14 protein-coding genes are annotated in these 18,070 nt (G+C 62.5%); 1 reads left to right on the top strand and 13 read right to left on the bottom strand.

The window, feature by feature from the left end; translation table 11 throughout:
- Positions 1-64: 64 nt before the first annotated feature.
- The 8 genes from gcvP to arcD (P3R38_RS19885) all read right to left on the bottom strand — a co-directional run bounded on the left by gcvP (position 65) and on the right by arcD (P3R38_RS19885) (position 10,610).
- Positions 65-2,920 carry an aminomethyl-transferring glycine dehydrogenase gene (gene gcvP / locus P3R38_RS19920; RefSeq protein ID WP_027906578.1) on the bottom strand — a complete coding sequence of 952 codons (2,856 nt, stop codon included), beginning with the start codon at positions 2,918-2,920 and terminating at the stop codon, positions 65-67.
- Between the two features lie 10 nt (positions 2,921-2,930).
- On the bottom strand, positions 2,931-3,314 hold the full coding sequence (gene gcvH / locus P3R38_RS19915) for a glycine cleavage system protein GcvH (protein WP_023382113.1): 384 nt from the start codon (positions 3,312-3,314) through the stop codon (positions 2,931-2,933).
- A 289-nt stretch (positions 3,315-3,603) separates the two neighbouring features.
- Positions 3,604-5,112, bottom strand: coding sequence for a sigma-54-dependent transcriptional regulator (locus P3R38_RS19910; RefSeq protein ID WP_023382112.1), 1,509 nt, complete (start codon positions 5,110-5,112; stop codon positions 3,604-3,606).
- Positions 5,113-5,304: 192 nt separating this feature from the next.
- Entirely contained in the window at positions 5,305-5,673 is a 369-nt protein-coding gene (locus P3R38_RS19905; protein WP_023382111.1) for a DUF5064 family protein, read from the bottom strand.
- A gap of 57 nt (positions 5,674-5,730) precedes the next feature.
- The gene (gene arcC, locus P3R38_RS19900) at positions 5,731-6,660 is read right to left on the bottom strand and encodes a carbamate kinase (RefSeq protein ID WP_023382110.1); all 930 of its coding nucleotides are present in this window, start codon (positions 6,658-6,660) and stop codon (positions 5,731-5,733) included.
- 155 nt (positions 6,661-6,815) lie between these two features.
- Positions 6,816-7,826 (bottom strand): ornithine carbamoyltransferase, encoded by a 1,011-nt coding sequence (locus P3R38_RS19895; protein ID WP_023382109.1) that lies wholly within the window; start codon positions 7,824-7,826, stop codon positions 6,816-6,818.
- Between the two features lie 69 nt (positions 7,827-7,895).
- Positions 7,896-9,149, bottom strand: coding sequence for an arginine deiminase (arcA, locus tag P3R38_RS19890; protein ID WP_277686530.1), 1,254 nt, complete (start codon positions 9,147-9,149; stop codon positions 7,896-7,898).
- Positions 9,150-9,182: 33 nt separating this feature from the next.
- Positions 9,183-10,610 (bottom strand): arginine-ornithine antiporter, encoded by a 1,428-nt coding sequence (gene arcD, locus P3R38_RS19885; RefSeq protein WP_023382107.1) that lies wholly within the window; start codon positions 10,608-10,610, stop codon positions 9,183-9,185.
- A 429-nt stretch (positions 10,611-11,039) separates the two neighbouring features.
- Between arcD (P3R38_RS19885) and arcD (P3R38_RS19880) the strand changes: the two genes are divergently transcribed.
- Positions 11,040-12,467: an arginine-ornithine antiporter gene (gene arcD / locus P3R38_RS19880; protein ID WP_277686529.1), complete on the top strand. Its 1,428-nt coding sequence runs from the start codon at positions 11,040-11,042 to the stop codon at positions 12,465-12,467.
- Here arcD (P3R38_RS19880) and P3R38_RS19875 read toward each other — a convergent pair.
- The 5 genes from P3R38_RS19875 to P3R38_RS19855 all read right to left on the bottom strand — a co-directional run bounded on the left by P3R38_RS19875 (position 12,447) and on the right by P3R38_RS19855 (position 17,999).
- The gene (locus P3R38_RS19875) at positions 12,447-12,869 is read right to left on the bottom strand and encodes a YbaN family protein (protein ID WP_023382105.1); all 423 of its coding nucleotides are present in this window, start codon (positions 12,867-12,869) and stop codon (positions 12,447-12,449) included. The genes arcD (P3R38_RS19880) and P3R38_RS19875 overlap by 21 nt on opposite strands.
- A 53-nt stretch (positions 12,870-12,922) precedes the next feature.
- A complete protein-coding gene (locus P3R38_RS19870) occupies positions 12,923-13,519 on the bottom strand; it encodes a biliverdin-producing heme oxygenase (protein ID WP_023382104.1) in 597 nt (198 codons plus the stop codon).
- A 143-nt stretch (positions 13,520-13,662) separates the two neighbouring features.
- Positions 13,663-16,254, bottom strand: a complete 2,592-nt coding sequence (locus tag P3R38_RS19865) for a TonB-dependent receptor (protein WP_277686528.1) — start codon at positions 16,252-16,254, stop codon at positions 13,663-13,665.
- A 178-nt stretch (positions 16,255-16,432) separates the two neighbouring features.
- The gene (locus P3R38_RS19860; RefSeq protein WP_104883349.1) at positions 16,433-17,395 is read right to left on the bottom strand and encodes a FecR domain-containing protein; all 963 of its coding nucleotides are present in this window, start codon (positions 17,393-17,395) and stop codon (positions 16,433-16,435) included.
- 91 nt (positions 17,396-17,486) lie between these two features.
- Positions 17,487-17,999, bottom strand: coding sequence for a sigma-70 family RNA polymerase sigma factor (locus P3R38_RS19855; RefSeq protein ID WP_023382101.1), 513 nt, complete (start codon positions 17,997-17,999; stop codon positions 17,487-17,489).
- Between the last annotated feature and the right edge of the window lie 71 nt (positions 18,000-18,070).

The following is an 18,070-nucleotide window of genomic DNA, read 5'->3' as shown; positions in this document are numbered from 1 at the left end:
TTTGTCGGAGCGGCCTTGTGTCGCGATGGGGCCGCGACGCGACCCCTGAGTGCCACAGGCCGCCTCAGGCGTCCTGGTAGCTCTCGATCGACGGGCACGCGCAGACCAGGTTACGGTCGCCGAACACGTTGTCGACCCGGCCTACGGGCGGCCAGTACTTGGCCTCCACCAGGCTCGGCAGCGGGTAGACCGCTTGCTCGCGGCTATAGCCGTGAGCCCACTCGCCCACCAGCTCAGCCGCCGTGTGCGGGGCGTTCTTCAGCGGGTTGTCGTCCTTGTCCAGGCTGCCGTTTTCCACCGCGCGGATTTCCTCGCGGATCTGGATCATCGCATCACAGAAGCGATCCAGTTCTTCCTTGGATTCACTTTCGGTCGGTTCGATCATCAGCGTGCCAGCCACCGGGAAGGACATGGTCGGCGCGTGGAAGCCGAAGTCGATCAGGCGCTTGGCCACGTCGTCGACACTGATGCCACTGGTGTCCTTGAGCGGGCGCAAGTCGAGGATGCACTCGTGGGCGACCAGGCCATTGCCGCCGGTGTACAGAACAGGATAGTGCTCTTCCAGGCGGCGGGCGATGTAGTTGGCATTGAGAATGGCCATCTGCGAAGCACGCTTGAGACCGGCACCGCCCATCATGCGGATGTACATCCAGGTGATCGGCAGGATGCTGGCGCTGCCGAACGGCGCGGCGCATACCGCCCCTTCGGTGTTCTCGAGCGCGGCATGGCCTGGCAGGAACGGTGCCAGGTGCGACTTGACGCCGATCGGGCCGACGCCCGGGCCGCCACCGCCGTGGGGAATGCAGAAGGTCTTGTGCAGGTTCAGGTGCGAAACGTCGCCGCCGAACTTACCTGGGGCGCACAGGCCGACCATGGCGTTCATGTTGGCACCGTCGATGTACACCTGGCCGCCGTTGTCGTGGATGATCGCGCAGATTTCGCCAATCGCTTCCTCGAACACGCCGTGGGTCGACGGGTAGGTGATCATGATCGCGGCGAGGCGCTCGCGGTGCTCGATGGCCTTGGCGCGAAGGTCTTCGACATCGACGTTACCGCGGGCATCGCAGGCGGTGACCACCACGCGCATGCCGGCCATGTGGGCGGTCGCAGGGTTGGTACCGTGGGCCGACGAAGGGATCAGGCAGATGTCGCGGTGGCCTTCGCCACGGCTGCGGTGATAGGCGCGGATGGCCAGCAGGCCTGCGTACTCGCCCTGGGAACCGGCGTTAGGTTGCAGCGACACGGCGTCGTAGCCAGTGGCGGCGCACAGCATGGCTTCCAGCTCGGTGGTCATCTGCAGGTAGCCCTGGCTTTGCTCGGCGGGGGCGAACGGGTGCAGGTTGCCGAACTCGGCCCAGGTGACCGGGATCATTTCACTGGCGGCATTGAGCTTCATGGTGCACGAGCCCAGCGGGATCATGCTGCGGTCCAGCGCCAGGTCTTTGTCGGCCAGGCGACGCAGGTAGCGCATCAATTCGGTTTCGCTGTGGTAGCGATTGAACACCGGGTGTTGAAGAATCGCCGATTGACGCTGCAGCGCAGCCGGCAGGCGCGAGCCGGTGCTGGCGGCGAGGGCGGCGAAGTCAGGCTGGACCTTGTCGCCAGCCAGCAGTTGCCAGAGGGCTTCGACGTCAGCCTGGGTGCTGGTTTCGTCAAGGGACAGGCCCAGGTGGCCGGCGTCGATCTGGCGCAGGTTGATGCGCTGGGCGCGGGCTTTTTCATGCAGGTTGGCAGTGGCAGCACCGGTGGCCAGGGTCAGGGTGTCGAAGGCGGTCTCGCCCAGCACCTCGATGCCCAGGCTCTTCAGGCCGGCAGCCAGGATCGCGGTCAGCGCATGGGTGCGCTCGGCGATGCGCTTGAGGCCTTCCGGACCGTGGTAAACGGCGTACATGCTGGCGATGTTGGCCAGCAGTACCTGAGCGGTGCAGATGTTGCTGGTGGCCTTCTCGCGGCGGATGTGCTGCTCGCGGGTTTGCATGGCCAGGCGCAGGGCAGTCTTGCCGAAGCGGTCGATCGATACGCCCACCAGGCGGCCCGGCATGTCACGTTTGAACGCGTCACGGGTGGCGAAGTAGGCCGCGTGCGGGCCACCGAAGCCCAGCGGCACACCGAAGCGCTGGGCGCTGCCGATGGCGACGTCGGCGTCGAACTCGCCAGGCGGGGTCAGCAGGGTCAGGGCCAGCAGGTCGGCAGCAACGGCAACCAGCGCGTTGGCGGCGTGCAAGCGCTGGACCAGTTCCCGGTAGTCGAACACTTCACCGTTGCTGGCCGGGTACTGCAGTAGGGCGCCGAAGAAGGCACTGACATCGGTCAGTTCACGTTCGTCGCCAACCACGATCTCGATGCCCAGTGGCTCGGCACGGGTGCGCAGCACGTCCAGGGTTTGCGGGTGGCAATGGCGGGAGGCGAAGAAGGCATGGCTGGCCTTGTTCTTCGACAGGCGTTTGCAGAAGGTCATGGCCTCGGCAGCGGCGGTGGCTTCGTCGAGCAGGGAGGCGTTGGCGATCGGCAGGCCGGTGAGGTCGCTGATCAGGGTCTGGAAGTTCAGCAGCGCTTCCAGGCGGCCCTGGGAGATTTCTGGCTGGTAAGGGGTGTAGGCGGTGTACCAGGCCGGGTTCTCCAGCAGGTTGCGCAGGATCGGTGCCGGCGTGTGGGTGTTGTAGTAACCCTGGCCGATATAGCTCTTGAACAGCTGGTTCTTGCCGGCGATGGCTTTCAGTGCGGCGAGGGCGTCGGCTTCACTCTGGCCGTCTTCGCTGCCCAGCACGCTGGTGCCCTTGATGCTGTCGGGGATGACGGCGGCGGTCATCGCTTCCAGCGAGTCGAAGCCAAGGCTGGCGAGCATGGCTTGCTCGTCGGCGGCGCGGGGGCCGATGTGACGGGCGATGAATTCGTTGGCGGTGCCGAGGTTGATGGTCATGGTCGGTTCCTCAGGCGTCGTCGTTGGCTTTGATCAGACGGTCGTAGGCGTCCTGGTCGAGCAGGGCAGCCACTTCGCTCATGTCGGCGGGGACGAAGCGGAAGAACCAGCCCTCGCCCAGCGGATCTTCGTTGACCCGCTCGGGGCTGTCGTTGAGGCCTTCGTTGACGGCGACCACTTCACCGCTCAGGGGCATGTACACGCCGCTGGCAGCCTTGACCGATTCGACGGTGGACGCTTCGGCGCCTTTGTCGTACGACTGCAGCTCCGGCAGTTGCACGTAGACCACATCGCCAAGGGCGTTCTGAGCGTAGGCAGTGATGCCCACGGTGACGCTGCCATCGGCTTCGACGCGCAGCCATTCGTGATCTTCGGTGAAACGCAACTCGCTCATGGGAATTCCTCGGGAAGCAGGGCGTTGGGCGCGGTGGCTCCGCGCTCTTGGGGTTGGAATTCCCTTAGCAAATATGCGGCCAGTATTTAAAAACTCATTTAAATCAAAGACTTGCGTGATTACAGAAATGTTTCTGACATTTCGGTGGAATGAAAACGCTACAGAAGGCGCGGGTAGCAAAAGGGTTGGCGGATCAAACCCTTGCGTAGTGGCATTTGCAGGAGGGTGTATTGGTTTCGATACGGTGTATTGATTTCGATACGGAAGAGTCGCAACGCCCAGGCCAGGTTCAGGCTTTGCTGGGTATGCCGTACTTGCGCAAGCGCTGGGCAATTGCGGTATGCGAGGTTTGTAGTCGCCCTGCCAGTTGCCGGGTGGAGGGGTAGCTTGCGTACAAGCGCTGCAACAGTTCGCGCTCGAAATCTCCCACCGCCTGCTCAAGGCTGGCCACGTCGCCATCCTGCCCCCGCGCCACCGAGGTACCGGCGATGTCCAGATCGCCAATGTCTACCAGGTTACCCTCGCAAATGGCGGCGGCGCGAAAGATCACGTTCTGTAGTTGGCGCACGTTGCCTGGCCAAGGGTTGGCCAGCAGCGCCGAATGGGTGGCGGGCGCCAGGCGGCATGGCGGGCGCTGGATCTGGGTGCAGGCCTGCTGCATGAAGAAGTGGGCGAGCATCAGGATGTCCTGGCCACGTTCGCGCAGGGGAGGCACCTGCAGGTTCAGCACGTTCAGCCGGTAGAACAAGTCTTCGCGGAAGCTGCCTTCGGCCACCATGCGTTCCAGGTCGCGGTGAGTAGCGCTGATGATGCGTACATCGACCTTCACCTCGCGGTCACCGCCGACCCGGCGGAAGCTGCCATCGCTGAGAAACCGTAGCAGCTTGGCCTGTAGGTAGGGTGACATCTCGCCAATTTCATCGAGGAACACCGTGCCTTGGTTGGCCAGTTCCATCAGCCCCGGTTTGCCGCCGCGCTGGGCCCCGGTGAAGGCGCCCGGGGCGTAACCGAACAGTTCGCTTTCGGCCAGGCTCTCGGGTAGCGCAGCGCAGTTCAGGGCCAGGAAGGGCGCCGCATGGCGACTGCTGATCGCGTGACAGGCGCGGGCCACCAGTTCCTTGCCGGTACCGGTCTCACCGTGGATCAGCAACGGTGCGTCCAGGGTTGCCACGCGCAAGGCTCGGGCCTTGAGGGTGCGGATCACCGGGGACTCGCCGAGCAGAGCATCGAAGCCTTCGGCATGGTCGTGGTGCAGGGCCGAAAGCCGCTCACCCATGCGGGTGGGTGGGTACAGGGTCAACAGGCCGCCGGCATTGGTGATCGGCGTGGCGTCCAGCAGCAGGCTCTGGCCGTTGAGCTGCATTTCGCGCATCGGCAAGTGGAAGTTATTGTCCAGCAGGGCCTGAAGCAGCCCCGGATCCCCGAACAGCTCCCCCACTGAGCGGCCAGCCGATTCGCGCCCGCACAGGGCGATCAGGGCGGGGTTGGCCAGCAACACCTTGCCGGCGCTGTCGACAGCCAGCACCGGGTCGCTCATTGCCGCCAGCAGGGCATCGAGTTGCAGGTGGCGGCGTTGGCCGGGGAGGATGTCGACGACCTCCACCGACTGCACGCCACGGACTTCGAACAGCGCGTCGTGCAGCTCTTCCAGTACAGCAGGGCTGAGGGTCGGCGCGTCGATGTAGACGTTCGGCGGGACCATCTCCACGGCGTCCAGGTTGAGGTTGCGGGCACCGAGCAGGGCCAGGACTTCCTGGGTGATGCCGACGCGGTCGATGAAGCTGACGTGGATGCGCATGGGGGGCAGAGCTTGTGGCCGTGGAGGGCGGTAGTATGCCTTGGGAGGGGGATTAAGCCCAATCGCCACGACGGGCCAGCTGCCACAGGTATTCCGCATTATCTGAAGCGGCGGAGCACCTGTGGGATTGGCTGTCGTGCATTGGCTGTACCGGCGGCGTCGCCGGTAAGCGGGCTCCTGCGCGGCTTGCGGTCATTCCAGGTGTTCTGGCTTGATCGGGTCGCCCGATTTCACGTCCAGCTTGATGCGAATGTCTTCGAACATCGCGTCGTAGATCTTGTGGGGCGAAGAGAGCGTCTCGAATTTCTTCGGTGGGGGAAGGTGTGCCTGCGCTTTACGGCTCAGTACCATGAGAAAGCTGGGCAGCACTTGGTCTTTGGCCAGGAAGAACTTTTCATCGACATCCTTGCCCTCGATGCTGCCATGCATGCGGAACTGGATGCCCCGGCCTTCCCGTGGGTCTTGCGATGCTTCGTACTCGATGTTGAGGTCGTAGCTGTGGTCATTCTTGTTCAGTGCGTCGCGCTCGATATGTACATGACCTGGCTTGAACTGAGCCATGGCGAAATCCTCTGGAAGGTTGATAACGGCGGGCACCGTAGCACCCGCCGACTGCCATCAACGGTAGCTGATTCCCGGCGTGGCAGTGCTCACCCGCGTGCCGGCGGTGCCTTTGACGATGTCTTCGATGTTCTCCAGCGAGCTGATCACTGCCACTTTGCCGGTATGACGGGCGAAATCACAGGCGGCCTGGACTTTCGGTCCCATCGAGCCGGCAGCGAAGCCCAGGCGTTCGAGTTCGTCGGGATGCGCCTGGGCAATGGCTTTCTGCGTCGGCTTGCCCCAGTCAATGTACGCCGCATCCACATCCGTGGCGATTATCAGAAGGTCGGCATCCAACTGTTCGGCCAGCAGCGACGAGCACAGGTCCTTGTCGATGACAGCTTCGATGCCTTTGAGCTTGCGATTTTCATCGTACATGGTGGGGATGCCGCCACCGCCGGCGCAGATCACGATGCTGTTCTTTTCCAGCAGCCACTTGATCGGACGAATCTCGAAAATGCGCTTGGGTTTCGGGCTGGCCACCACACGGCGGTACTTGTCGCCGTCGGCCTTTACCACCCAGCCCTTTTCCTTGGCCAGGCGTTCGGCTTCTTCCTTGCTGTAGACCGGGCCGATGAACTTGGTCGGGTCCTTGAAGGCCGGGTCGTTGGCGTCGACTTCCACCTGGGTGAGCAGGGTGGCGAAAGGCACTTCGAAGGCCAGCAGGTTGCCCAGTTCCTGTTCGATCATGTAGCCGATCATGCCTTCGGTTTCGGCGCCCAGCACATCCAGTGGGTAGGCTTCATCGGGTTTGTAGGCCAGCCCCTGGAGTGACAGCAGGCCGACTTGCGGGCCGTTGCCATGGGCAATGACCAATTCGTTGCCGGGGTGAATCTTGGCGATCTGTTCGGTGGCGGTACGGATATTGGCGCGCTGGTTGTCAGCGGTCATGGGCTCGCCGCGGCGTAGCAGGGCGTTGCCGCCCAATGCAACAACGATACGCATGGGGAATGTCCTTTCATGTAAAGAGGTGAGTGAAGCTCAGGGGCTGGACACCGCCCCCTGTGGGCACCGGTTTACCCGTGAATGCGTGAGCAGCATCCGTGGCGAATCCGGGACTGACGCTTTCGCGGGTGAACCAGCGCCCACAGGGATTGCGGTTAGAGATCAGCCAGGGTCGACACCAGAATCGCCTTGATGGTGTGCATGCGGTTTTCTGCCTGTTCGAAGGCGATGCATGCTGGCGACTCGAACACGTCCTCGGTCACTTCGATACCGTTGGCCAGGTGTGGGTACTGTTCGGCGATCTGCTTGCCAACCTTGGTCTCGGAGTTGTGGAACGCCGGCAGGCAGTGCATGAACTTGGTCCGTGGGTTGCCGGTGGACTTCATCAGTTCCTTGTTCACCTGGTAGGGCAGCAACTGCTTGATACGCTCGCCCCAGGCTTCGACAGGTTCACCCATCGACACCCAGACGTCGGTGTGCACGAAGTCCACGCCCTTGACCGCGGCTTTCGGGTCTTCGGTGAGGGTGATGCGAGCACCGCTTTCTTCGGCGTACTTGTGGCAGCGTTCGACCAAGTCGTCGTGGGGCCACAGGGCCTTGGGCGCCGCGATGCGTACGTCCATGCCGAGCTTGGCACCGATCAGCAGCAGCGAGTTGCCCATGTTGTTGCGGGCATCGCCCAGGTAGGCGTAGCTGATGTCGTGCAGCGGTTTGTCGCTGTGCTCGCGCATGGTCAGCACGTCGGCGATCATCTGGGTCGGGTGGTATTCGTCGGTCAGGCCGTTGAAGACCGGAACGCCCGCGAACTTGGCCAGTTCTTCGACGATCTCCTGCTTGAAGCCCCGGTACTCGATGGCGTCATACATGCGCCCAAGCACGCGGGCGGTGTCCTTCATGCTTTCCTTGTGGCCGATCTGCGACGAATTGGGGTCGATGTAGGTGACGTTGGCGCCCTGGTCGTAGGCGGCGACTTCGAAGGCGCAGCGGGTACGGGTCGAGGTCTTTTCGAAGATCAGGGCGATATTGTTGCCCTTCAAGTGCTGCTGCTCGGTGCCGGTGTACTTGGCGCGCTTGAGGTCGCGGGACAGGTCCAGCAGGTACTTCAGCTCGCGGGTGGTGTGGTGTTCCAGGCTGAGCAGGTTGCGGTTGTGGATATTGAACGCCATGACAGTTTCTCCTTGAGTTCGGTGATGTTCCGGCCACCACCTTGTGGGGATGGCCGGGCGTGATGGACGTTAGTAGTCGATGGGGTCGCGTACGATCGGGCAGGTCATGCAGTGGCCACCGCCGCGGCCACGGCCCAGTTCGCCGGCGCTGATGGTGATGACCTCGATCCCGGCCTTGCGCAGCAGGGTGTTGGTGTAGGTGTTGCGGTCGTAGCCGATGACCACGCCGGGCTCGATCGCCACCACGTTGTTGCCGTCATCCCACTGCTCGCGCTCGGCGGCGAAGCTGTTGCCGCCGGTCTCGACCACACGCAGCTTGACGCCCAGGTGCTCGCCGACCACCTCGATGAACGACTTGTTCTCGCGACGCACGTCCATGCCGTATGGCTTGCTTTCGTCCGGGCGGATGATGAACGGCACGATCTCTTTCACCACTTCCGGGAAGACTGTGACCAGGTCGCGGTCGCAGAAGCTGAAGACGGTGTCCAGGTGCATGGCGGCGCGGGATTTCGGCAGGCCGGCGACGATCACTTCCTTGACTGCGCCCTTGGCGAACAGGCTCTGTGCCAGCTGGCCGATGGCCTGGCGCGAAGTGCGCTCGCCCATGCCGATCAGCACGATGCCCTTACCAATCGGCATCACGTCACCGCCTTCGAGGGTAGACTGGCCATGGTCCTTGTCCGGATCGCCGTACCAGACCTGGAAGTCGGCACCGGTGAACGCCTTGTGGAATTTGTAGATGGCGGTGGTCAGCAGGGTTTCCTGGCGTCGCGCCGGCCAGTACATCGGGTTCAGCGTCACGCCGCCGTAGATCCAGCAAGTGGTGTCGCGGGTGAACTGGGTGTTGGGCAGTGGCGGCAGGATGAAGCTGGAGTGGCCCAGGTATTCGTTGTACATCTTGACCACTTCGGCACCTTCGGTATCCGGCAGGTCCTGGCCGGCCACGCCGCCGATCAGGTACTCCGCCAGGCGCCGAGGTTCAAGCCCTTCGAGCCAGTGGCGTACTTCGTTGGTCAGCCCCACACCGACAGTGTCTGGAGTGATCTTGCGGTCGAGGATCCACTTGAGGGCCTCTGGCTGCTGCACGGTGTCGGTCAGCAGGTTGTGCATTTCCAGTACATCCACACCGCGCTCGCGCATCTTGGTGACGAAGTCGAAATGGTCACGCTTGGCCTGTTCGACCCAGATCACGTCATCGAACAGCAGCTCGTCACAGTTGCTTGGCGTCAGACGCTGGTGCGCCAGGCCGGGCGAGCACACCATCACTTTGCGCAGTTTGCCGGCTTCGGAGTGGACACCGTACTTCTGTTTTTCAGCGGACATGGTTTCATTCCTCCAATTGAACGAAGACGTGGATCAAAGCGTCAGGAAGCCGTCGTACAGGCCATAGGCTGCCACCAGAGCACCGATGACCACGGCGGCGAAGATCAGCTTTTCCACGTTGGTGAAGACAGGTCGGCCAACTTCACGCTTGGCCTTGGCGAACAGGATCACGCCCGGGGCATACAGCAGCGCCGAGAGCAGCAGGTATTTCACACCGCCGGCATACAGCAGCCAGATGGCATACAGCAGCGCGATGGCGCCGATGATCAGGTCTTTCTTGCGTTCGGCCAGGGCCTGTTCATAGGTTTCGCTACGCAGGGCCAGCAGGAAGGCATAGGCCGCCGACCACAGGTAAGGCACCAGGATCATCGAGGTGGCGAGGTAGATCAGCGACAGGTAGGTACTGCTCGAGAACAGCGTGATTACCAGGAAGATCTGCACCATGGCGTTGGTCAGCCACAGGGCATTGGCCGGCACCTGCTTGGCGTTCTCGCGGCGCAGGAACTCCGGCATGGTGTGGTCTTTGGCGGCGGCGAACATGATTTCGGCGCACAGCAGTACCCACGACAGCAGGGCACCGAGCAAGGAGATGACCAGCCCGACGCTGATCAGCACGGCACCCCAGTGGCCGACCACATGCTCGAGCACCGCAGCCATCGATGGGTTTTGCAGCTTGGCCAGCTCTGGTTGGGTCATCACGCCCAGCGACAGCACATTGACCAACACCAGGAACAGCAGCACCGTGATGAAACCGATGACAGTGGCCTTGCCGACGTCCGAGCGTTTTTCCGCACGAGACGAGAAGATGCTTGCGCCTTCGATGCCGATGAACACCCAGACGGTGACCAGCATCATGTTGCGCACCTGATTCATCACGCTGCCAAGCTCTGGCGTGCCCAGGGCCCAGATGTCGGCGGTGAAGATATCGAGCCTGAAGGCGAACAGGCAGATCAGGGCGAACAGCACCAGCGGCACGACCTTGGCCACCGTGGTCACCAGGTTGATGAACGCCGCTTCCTTGATGCCGCGCAGTACCAGGAAGTGTACTGCCCAGAGCAGGACCGACGCGCCGACGATGGCGGCAGGCGTATTGCCTTCGCCGAAGATCGGGAAGAAGTACCCCAAGGTACTGAACAGCAGGACGAAGTAGCCGACGTTGCCCAGCCAGGCACTGATCCAGTAACCCCAGGCCGAGGAGAAGCCCATGTAGTCGCCAAAGCCCGCCTTGGCGTAGGCGTACACCCCGCCATCCAGGTCAGGCTTGCGGTTGGCCAGGGTCTGGAACACGAAGGCCAGGGTCAGCATCCCCACGGCGGTGATGGCCCAGCCGATCAACACGGCACCGACACCGGCGCTGGCCGCCATGTTTTGCGGCAGCGAGAAGATGCCGCCGCCAATCATCGAGCCGACGACAAGTGCAACTAACGCACCAAGTTTTAGTTTTCCGGACGAATCAGACATTTAACAACTCCTACCAGGAGAAAGTTGACGTCAGAGTAAATCTGACGCCTGGATCATTAGCTGACGTGGGTCAGCTGATGACGACGTGAAGTGGGAAAATTCCTTCACGTAGCTCCTGGAGCGTGCCGACAGCTCTGCTGCAGGCCTCGTGCGCTGGCACCTCCATGTCTTTCTAGAGCAAACGCTCTGTTCAGCCTGCGAAGTCTGAAACTAGCCGCTTTTGCCGCTTTCGCAAATTTTTCACGATAATTTCGAGTGCTATCACTTTCTTTTCTGGCGACCTCTCAATGGCGGTTTTTTCCGCAGGCTTGGCATAGACAACGCAGTTCTGAGTGCTATAGCTTTAATGGCTTGCGCTCATATAAACCGGCTTTGTTATATGAGTGTGTAGCTGTTTCAAATGAATGACAGCGCACAAGAAGGAGGCCCATGAGCGAACCGGGACAAAAGCTGCGCCTTGGCGCATTGATCGCGTTGGTGGTCGGTTCGATGATTGGTGGCGGCATCTTCTCGCTGCCGCAGAACATGGCGGCCCGCGCCGATGTCGGTGCCGTGCTCATCGGTTGGGCCATCACTGCCGTGGGCATGCTGGCGTTGGCCTTCGTGTTCCAGACGCTGGCCAACCGCAAGCCGGAGCTTGACTCTGGGGTGTACGCCTACGCCAAGGCGGGCTTTGGCGAGTACATGGGTTTCTCCTCGGCCTGGGGTTACTGGATCAGTGCCTGGCTGGGCAACGTCGGCTACTTCGTCCTGCTGTTCAGCACCCTGGGCTTCTATTTCCCCGTGTTCGGCGAGGGCAACACGCCGGTGGCCATCGGTTGCGCCTCGCTGTTGCTGTGGGCGGTGCACTTCCTGGTACTGCGTGGCATCAAGGAAGCGGCATTCATCAACCAGGTGACCACGGTGGCCAAGGTGGTGCCGTTGCTGATCTTCATCGTGATCGCCGCCTTCGCTTTTCGCGCCGACATCTTTACCCGCGATATCTGGGGCTTGAGCAACCCGCAGTTCGGCAACGTGCTGAACCAGGTGCGCAACATGATGCTGGTGACGGTGTTCGTGTTCATCGGTATCGAAGGCGCCAGCGTGTACTCCGGTCGTGCGCAGCGCCGTTCGGATGTCGGCAAGGCCACGGTGATCGGCTTTCTCGGCGTACTGGCGCTGTTGGTGTTGGTGAACGTGCTGTCTCTGGGGGTAATGACCCAACCAGAACTCGCCGGCCTACAGAACCCGTCGCTGGCATCGGTTCTCGAGCATATCGTCGGGCCGTGGGGGGCATTGCTGATCAGTATCGGCCTGGCGATCTCGCTGCTTGGGGCCTTGTTGTCCTGGGCCTTGTTGTGCGCCGAGATTCTCTACGCCACGGCGCGGGACAAGACCATGCCGCGATTCCTGGCGAAGGAAAACGCCAACCACGTGCCCGCAAACGCGCTTTGGCTGACCAACTGCATGATCCAGGGCTTCCTGCTGATTACCCTGTTCTCGGCCGGTACGTATACCAGCCTGATCTACCTGGCATCGTCCATGATCCTGGTGCCGTACCTGTGGTCGGCGGCTTATGCGGTGTTGCTGGCGCTGCGTGGTGAAACCTATTCCGGCCAGGGCGCAGTGCGGCGCAAGGACCTGCTGGTGGCGATGGTGGCGCTGCTCTATGCGATCTGGCTGCTGTATGCCGGTGGGCTCAAGTATTTGCTGCTGTCGGCGCTGCTGTATGCCCCGGGGGTGATCCTGTTCGCCCGCGCCAAGCGAGAGCAGGGGGAGGTCTTGTTCACCACCTGGGAAAAGCTGATTTTCACTGCCGTGCTGGTGGGGGCGGGGTTGGCGGCGTATGCCCTGTATTCAGGGTTGCTGAGCCTGTGATGCTTCAGTGTCGAGCGCTGCTGCTCGCTCGGGGCGTGACCAGATCCACAGGTTGCCGAGCGTCATGCCGGTAATGGCCAGGAACACCGGCCAGCGGTGTTCGAGAAAAATCAGCATCAAGGCCGCACACACCAGCATGCTGAAGGTGGCGCTGATCTTGGCGCGACGCTGGATCACCTTGCCATTGCGCCAGTTGCGCAGAATCGGCCCGAACACCCCATGATTCTCCAGCCAGGCCGAGAGGCGCGGGGAACTGCGGGTGGCGGCCCAGGCGGCCAGGAGAATGAATTCGGTGGTTGGCAGACCGGGAATGACGATCGCGACCAGGCCGATGCCCAGGCTGACATAAGCCAGGGTGGCGTAGAGCAAGCGGGACAGTTTCGAGCGGGCAGGTCGTGTCATGGTCTCACTGCGAAAAACGGTTGGCCACCGCAAGGGTGGCCGGGTAGAGCGTATCAGGCCAGCGCAGCATCGGCGGCGTAGGCGTGCTTAAGCAGTTCGGTGAAGCGTTCGAATGCCGCGACAGCACCGCGTTCGACAGCAGCATCTTCCTCGGCCGACAGCTCCAGGCCATCGAGTATACGCGTGAATTGCTTCCAGCCTTCGGCGCGACCGCCGACCGGCTCACCCAGGTGACGTGCGCCGAAATGGTCGGACAACCCCAGCGCCACGGCGCGCTTGATCAGAAACGCGGCGCCCAGTTTGGAGCCTTCGGAGACGAAGATCCAGCCCATGGCTTCACCCAGGCTGGGGTTTCGCAGTGCGCCGGGCGCTGGCGCTGGCACCGGCGTATCGAGGTCAGCGAGGTCCAGCCTGGCCTGCTCGGCGCGGCAACGCGCGGCGAGGTCCGGGACGATGGCGATCAGTTTCGGATCGTTGTACAGCGCCTGCAGTTCGGACTGGAACAGGTACTGGGCAGCGACGAAGCGGGCGAAGCTTTCGCGGGTATCGAACGGTGCGTGGGATTGGACCAGGGCGTCCAGATCGGAGTGGGGGGCCTGGGTTACTTGGTTCAGTCGCTTGGAGCGCAGGGCTGGGCGTTCGGTGGTCATGGGCAATCCTTGGGAAATTTGGGCTTCTAATGACATAACGAAGCAGCGTGCATTGGAGCGTAAACGTTTTTGTCAGTGATGGCCCTATCGCCGGCAAGCGGGTTCTTGCAGGTGCCGTGCGATAGGGTAACCAAAACGGGTGATCAGATGTCCCAGACCACATTGATGGCGAAGTTACGCCCCGGCATGGTGAGGCGATCGAGGTTGGCCGGCTGGGTCACCGCCGCTTCGCCCTGGCCGTCGTAGCTGCGTACCGAATCCCACTGCCAGTACTTCTTGTCGGTGAGGTTATACAAGCCGGCGTTGAGGGTGACGTCGTCGGTCACTTTGTAGAAGCCGGTCAGGTCCAGGACACCGTAGCCTGGTGTGCGGAATTTCGTGCTCGAACCGTCCGGAGCATAGAAGGCGGTGTCGTCCACGCGAGTCTTGCGCTTGACCAGCGTCCAGCTCAGCAGGCCGCCGAAATTCGGCTGCTCGTAACCCAGTCCGAACACACCGGTCAGCGGGTTGACGGTATTCAGCGGTTGGCCGGTGTCGTCGTTGCGACCATAGGCATAGGCGATCGACGTCTGGGTGTACAGGCCCTGCGGCGCGCCGAAGTGCTCCAGGTTCAAGCGGCCCTTGAATTCGGCGCCCTTGATGGTGGCATGCCTGATGTTGTTGGCCTGGAAGGTCTGCTCCAGGTTGGCGCTTTGCACGGCGTCCTCATCGATGAAGTCGCGGTACTTGTTGTAGAACACCGCCACATCGAAGTGACCGGCATCGAAGTTGCCGCGCAGGCCGGTCTCGTAGCTCTTGCTTTTTTCCGGCTCAAGCCCAGGGTTGCCCTTGACGCTGTAGCCCAGGGTCTGGTTTTCGAAGCGGCCATACATGGACTTGGCGGTCGGTGTGCGGAAGCCTTCGGCGTATTGGCCGTACCAGGTGTAGTTGTCATTGAAGGCATAGGTGATGCCGAACTTGGGCGACACGCGGTGCCACTTCTTGTCCGAGTCGTCGCTATCGGTAGGTGCCGAGGTGCCGGAGCCTTGCAGGCCGCGCAGGTACGCTTCGGTGAACTTGGGCTCCATGCGGGTGTAGTCATAGCGAGCGCCGGGCATGAACGTCCAGTTGTTCCAGCGGATCTCATCCTGGGCGAACAGGCTGTAGGTGTTGACGGTTGGGTCCGGGAAATCGCTGACCAACACCTGGCCGTCACGCGAACTGTCCTGGCCGACGAAGGTGCAGGAGCCTCCGATGTTGAGGCAGGTGCCGGTGCCGCTGCGCGAGCCGGTGACCTTTTCGTGTTTCACGGTGGTGCCGTATGTCAGCACGTGGTCGGTCTGGCCGAGGCTGAAGGCCTTGTCCAGCTGCGCATCGAACACCCACTGGCGGTCCTTGTAAGTGGTCTGGCGTTCGCGCATAACTTCACGGCCCGATGCCGCGTACAGTTCGTCGGTGCGCTGGTCGGTCTTGGCGATCTGGTAGTTCAGGCTCCACTTCACATGGTCGGCGACCAGGCTGTCGAGACCGAACTGGTGATCGATGCCGAAGCGTTCCCGGGTGATGGTGTCGTTACCCTGACGCATGCGATAGGCGTTCATGCCGCCGAAGCCCGGAATGAACGGTCCGCCCACGGCGCTGAGGATACTCTGGTCGCGGTCATCCTTGTAACGCTCGTAGGTGAAGCCCAGGCGTGCATCGTCGGCATAGTCCCAGCCCAGTTTGGCCAGCACGTTGGTGGTACGCGCATCCTGCGGGTTGGCTTCGGTGCGGTCCAGGCCGGTGCCGCCGTGGCTGCCGTAGGACTCGGTCTCGTGGCCATTGCGCTGGCTCAGGTGCAGCAGAGCGTCGAAATCGCCCTGGCGACCGGCCACCGTGGCGGAGGTCAGCCAGCTGTCGTCGGCCGAGCTGTAGCCGGTCTTCAGGCGCACACCGGCGTCCTTGCCGGGCTTGATGATGTCGTCCGGGTCGAGGGTGAAGTAGCTTACCGCGCCACCGATGGCGTTGCTGCCGTACAGCACTGAGGCTGGGCCACGCAGAATCTCCACCCGCTTGACGATCTCTGGGTCTACATAATTGCGCTGGGTCTGAGCGTAGGGGCCATAGAAGAAACTGTCGGGAATGGACACGCCATCGACCTGGGTGAGGATGCGTTCACCGTCGATGCCGCGGATGTTGTAGCCGTTCAGGCCACTGCGCTGGCCGGTGCCAGCCACCGAAACACCTGGCTCGTAGCGCACCAGGTCCTGGATGTTGTTGACGTTTTGGCGGTCCAGCTGTTCACGGTTCTGCACGGTCACGGTGCTGGGCACCTGGCTGACTTCCTGGGCGCTGCGGGTGGCGCTGACGGTCAACTGCTGCAGGGCGATGGCCTTACCGGCCGACTGGCGCTCGAGCACCACGTTGCCGTTGCCGATCTTGCGAAAGCCCAGGCCGGTGCCATGCAACAACTGCTTGAGCGCAGCATCTGGCGGCAGAGAGCCTTGCACGCCTGGGGAGGCGATCCCCTCGGCCAGCGGCGCGCTGAACCCGACCTGCCACCCGGTGACCTGGCTGAACGCATTGATCGCCGCCACCAGCGGTTGCTGGGCAATGTCGAAGCGGTAGTCGCCCATGCGCGGGCTACTGGCTTGGGTCGGCTCGGCGGCCAGCGCCGGCAAGCAGCAGGCGCCGCTGGCAAGCAGGGCCAGGGTCAGTAGGGACAATTGCCCGGTACGGCGGGGAAGGGTGGACGGACGAGCTGGGGCTGTGGACATCGAAAGCGCTCCCTGACGCGCGAACTGTTATAGGTGATGTCTGTTCTTGTTTTTAAACAAGAATCAGTTGCATTGGCTATAACGTGACGGGCGGGGTGCTGCGATCGCGTAAAAATAATCTGGCCGTCGGTGATTCGGCTTGGCGACGGATTGCGGCGATGGGGCCAGGGCAGGATTTCTAGTTGAGAATGACCAGGGCCGGGTACTCATGCAACTGGGCCGACGTGATATGAGCCAGGGCACGCAAGGTTTCCAATGGCTGATCGAGGCGGTAGTTGCCAGTGACGGCTACATCGTCCAGCTGGCTGTTGCGGTTGATGATCCAACCGGGGTAGTAGCGCCGGACCTCCGCCAGCACCTGGCTCAGTGGGCAGTTTTCGAACACCAGGCGGCCGTCGACCCAGGCCAGGTCCTTGTCCATGTCTGGACGTTGGCGCTGGCCGAACCCCTTGGGGCCGACACTGATGCTGTCGCCAGCATTGAGGCGGATACGCTGGTCGCTGGCAGCCAGCAAGTCCACATCGCCACGCTGGACGCGCACCTGGGCTTCGCCATCGAGGTAGCGTACGGCGAAATCGGTGTCCCGCACCTGGGCGCGTAGTGGGCCTGCCTGCACTTCCAGCGGCAGTTGGGCGCCGCCGGGTACCTGGAAGTAAGCCTCGCCTTGTAGCAGCCGCGCGATCGACCGGCCGTCGCGCTGGTCGCTTGCCAAGGCTGAATGGGTGTTGAGCAGCACCTTGGCGCCACCGTCCAATGCCAGCCGCTGACGTTCGCCAACCACGGTCAGATGATCGGCTTGCAGGCGTATCGGCAGGTTGCCGAAGGCGAACAGACCCACCATCAGGACGGCAGCGGTGGCCAAGGGTTTCCAGTGACGTCGCAGGCGCCCATGCAAGGAGCGGCGCTGCTCCTGGTTCAGTTGCAGCGCCGCCTTGCGCAAAGCGGCACCATTCCACAGCGCCTCTGCTTCGACATAGGCCTCGGCGTTTTCCGGCGCGGCGCTCAGCCATGCCTCGAAGGCACGGGTATCGTCTTGGTCAGCGCATTGCAGGCGGATGAGCCAGTCCAGCGCCTCGTCCATGGCACGGGCACGGGCGTCGGGCCCGGCAGGTGACGAGTGAGTGACGGGGCTGTCGGTCACGGGTAATCCTTGAAATGATTTTCCACGAATGATCAAGGCTTGGGTCAGGCATGGCAAGGGCCTGGCCGTGCCAATCAGGCGGGCGGTCGGCTTACTTGAGGCGGTCGGCCACACCCATGCAGATGGCCATGATCAGCTTCAGTTCCTTCTGTACCGTGCTGGCCGAGACGTTCAGTTGCTCGGCGATTTCCAGGTAGCTGGCGCCCTGCAGGCGGCTGAGAATGAAGATGCGTTGCTGGCGAGGGGTAAGCTGGCCAAGGCTCACGCTCAGGCGTTTGAGTATCTGTTCGGCGTGGGCGGCGTCTTCGCTGCTGCTGGTCGGTGCGGCGACGTTGTGCAAGACCTCTTCGGGCACGTCATCGACCAGGGTACGCGACTGCATCCGGCGCGTGCGCAGGTGGTCCAGTGCCAGGTTGCGCGCGGTCTGGAAAACGAACGGTTCCAGGTGTTCGATGGGACGCTCGCTCAGAGCACGGGAAACCCGCAGGTAGGTTTCCTGCAGCAAGTCCTCGGCGGTGCTGGGGTTGCCCACCATGCGCTGCAGGGTGCGCAGCAAGCTAAGGCGCTGAACGAGGAAGACGGAGTTGAACCGGGACTGACTCACGGTGGGACCTGGCCGATGAAAAGTTAATGATAATGCTTATCATCCGCTCGCAGGGTCAAGCCCGAAAGTGT

This window comes from Pseudomonas sp. NyZ480 (genome assembly GCF_029537255.1).
GTDB classification, from domain to species: Bacteria; Pseudomonadota; Gammaproteobacteria; order Pseudomonadales; family Pseudomonadaceae; genus Aquipseudomonas; species Aquipseudomonas taiwanensis.
Note: the sequence above shows the minus strand (reverse complement) of the source record. Positions and strands in the feature narration are given on the sequence as shown.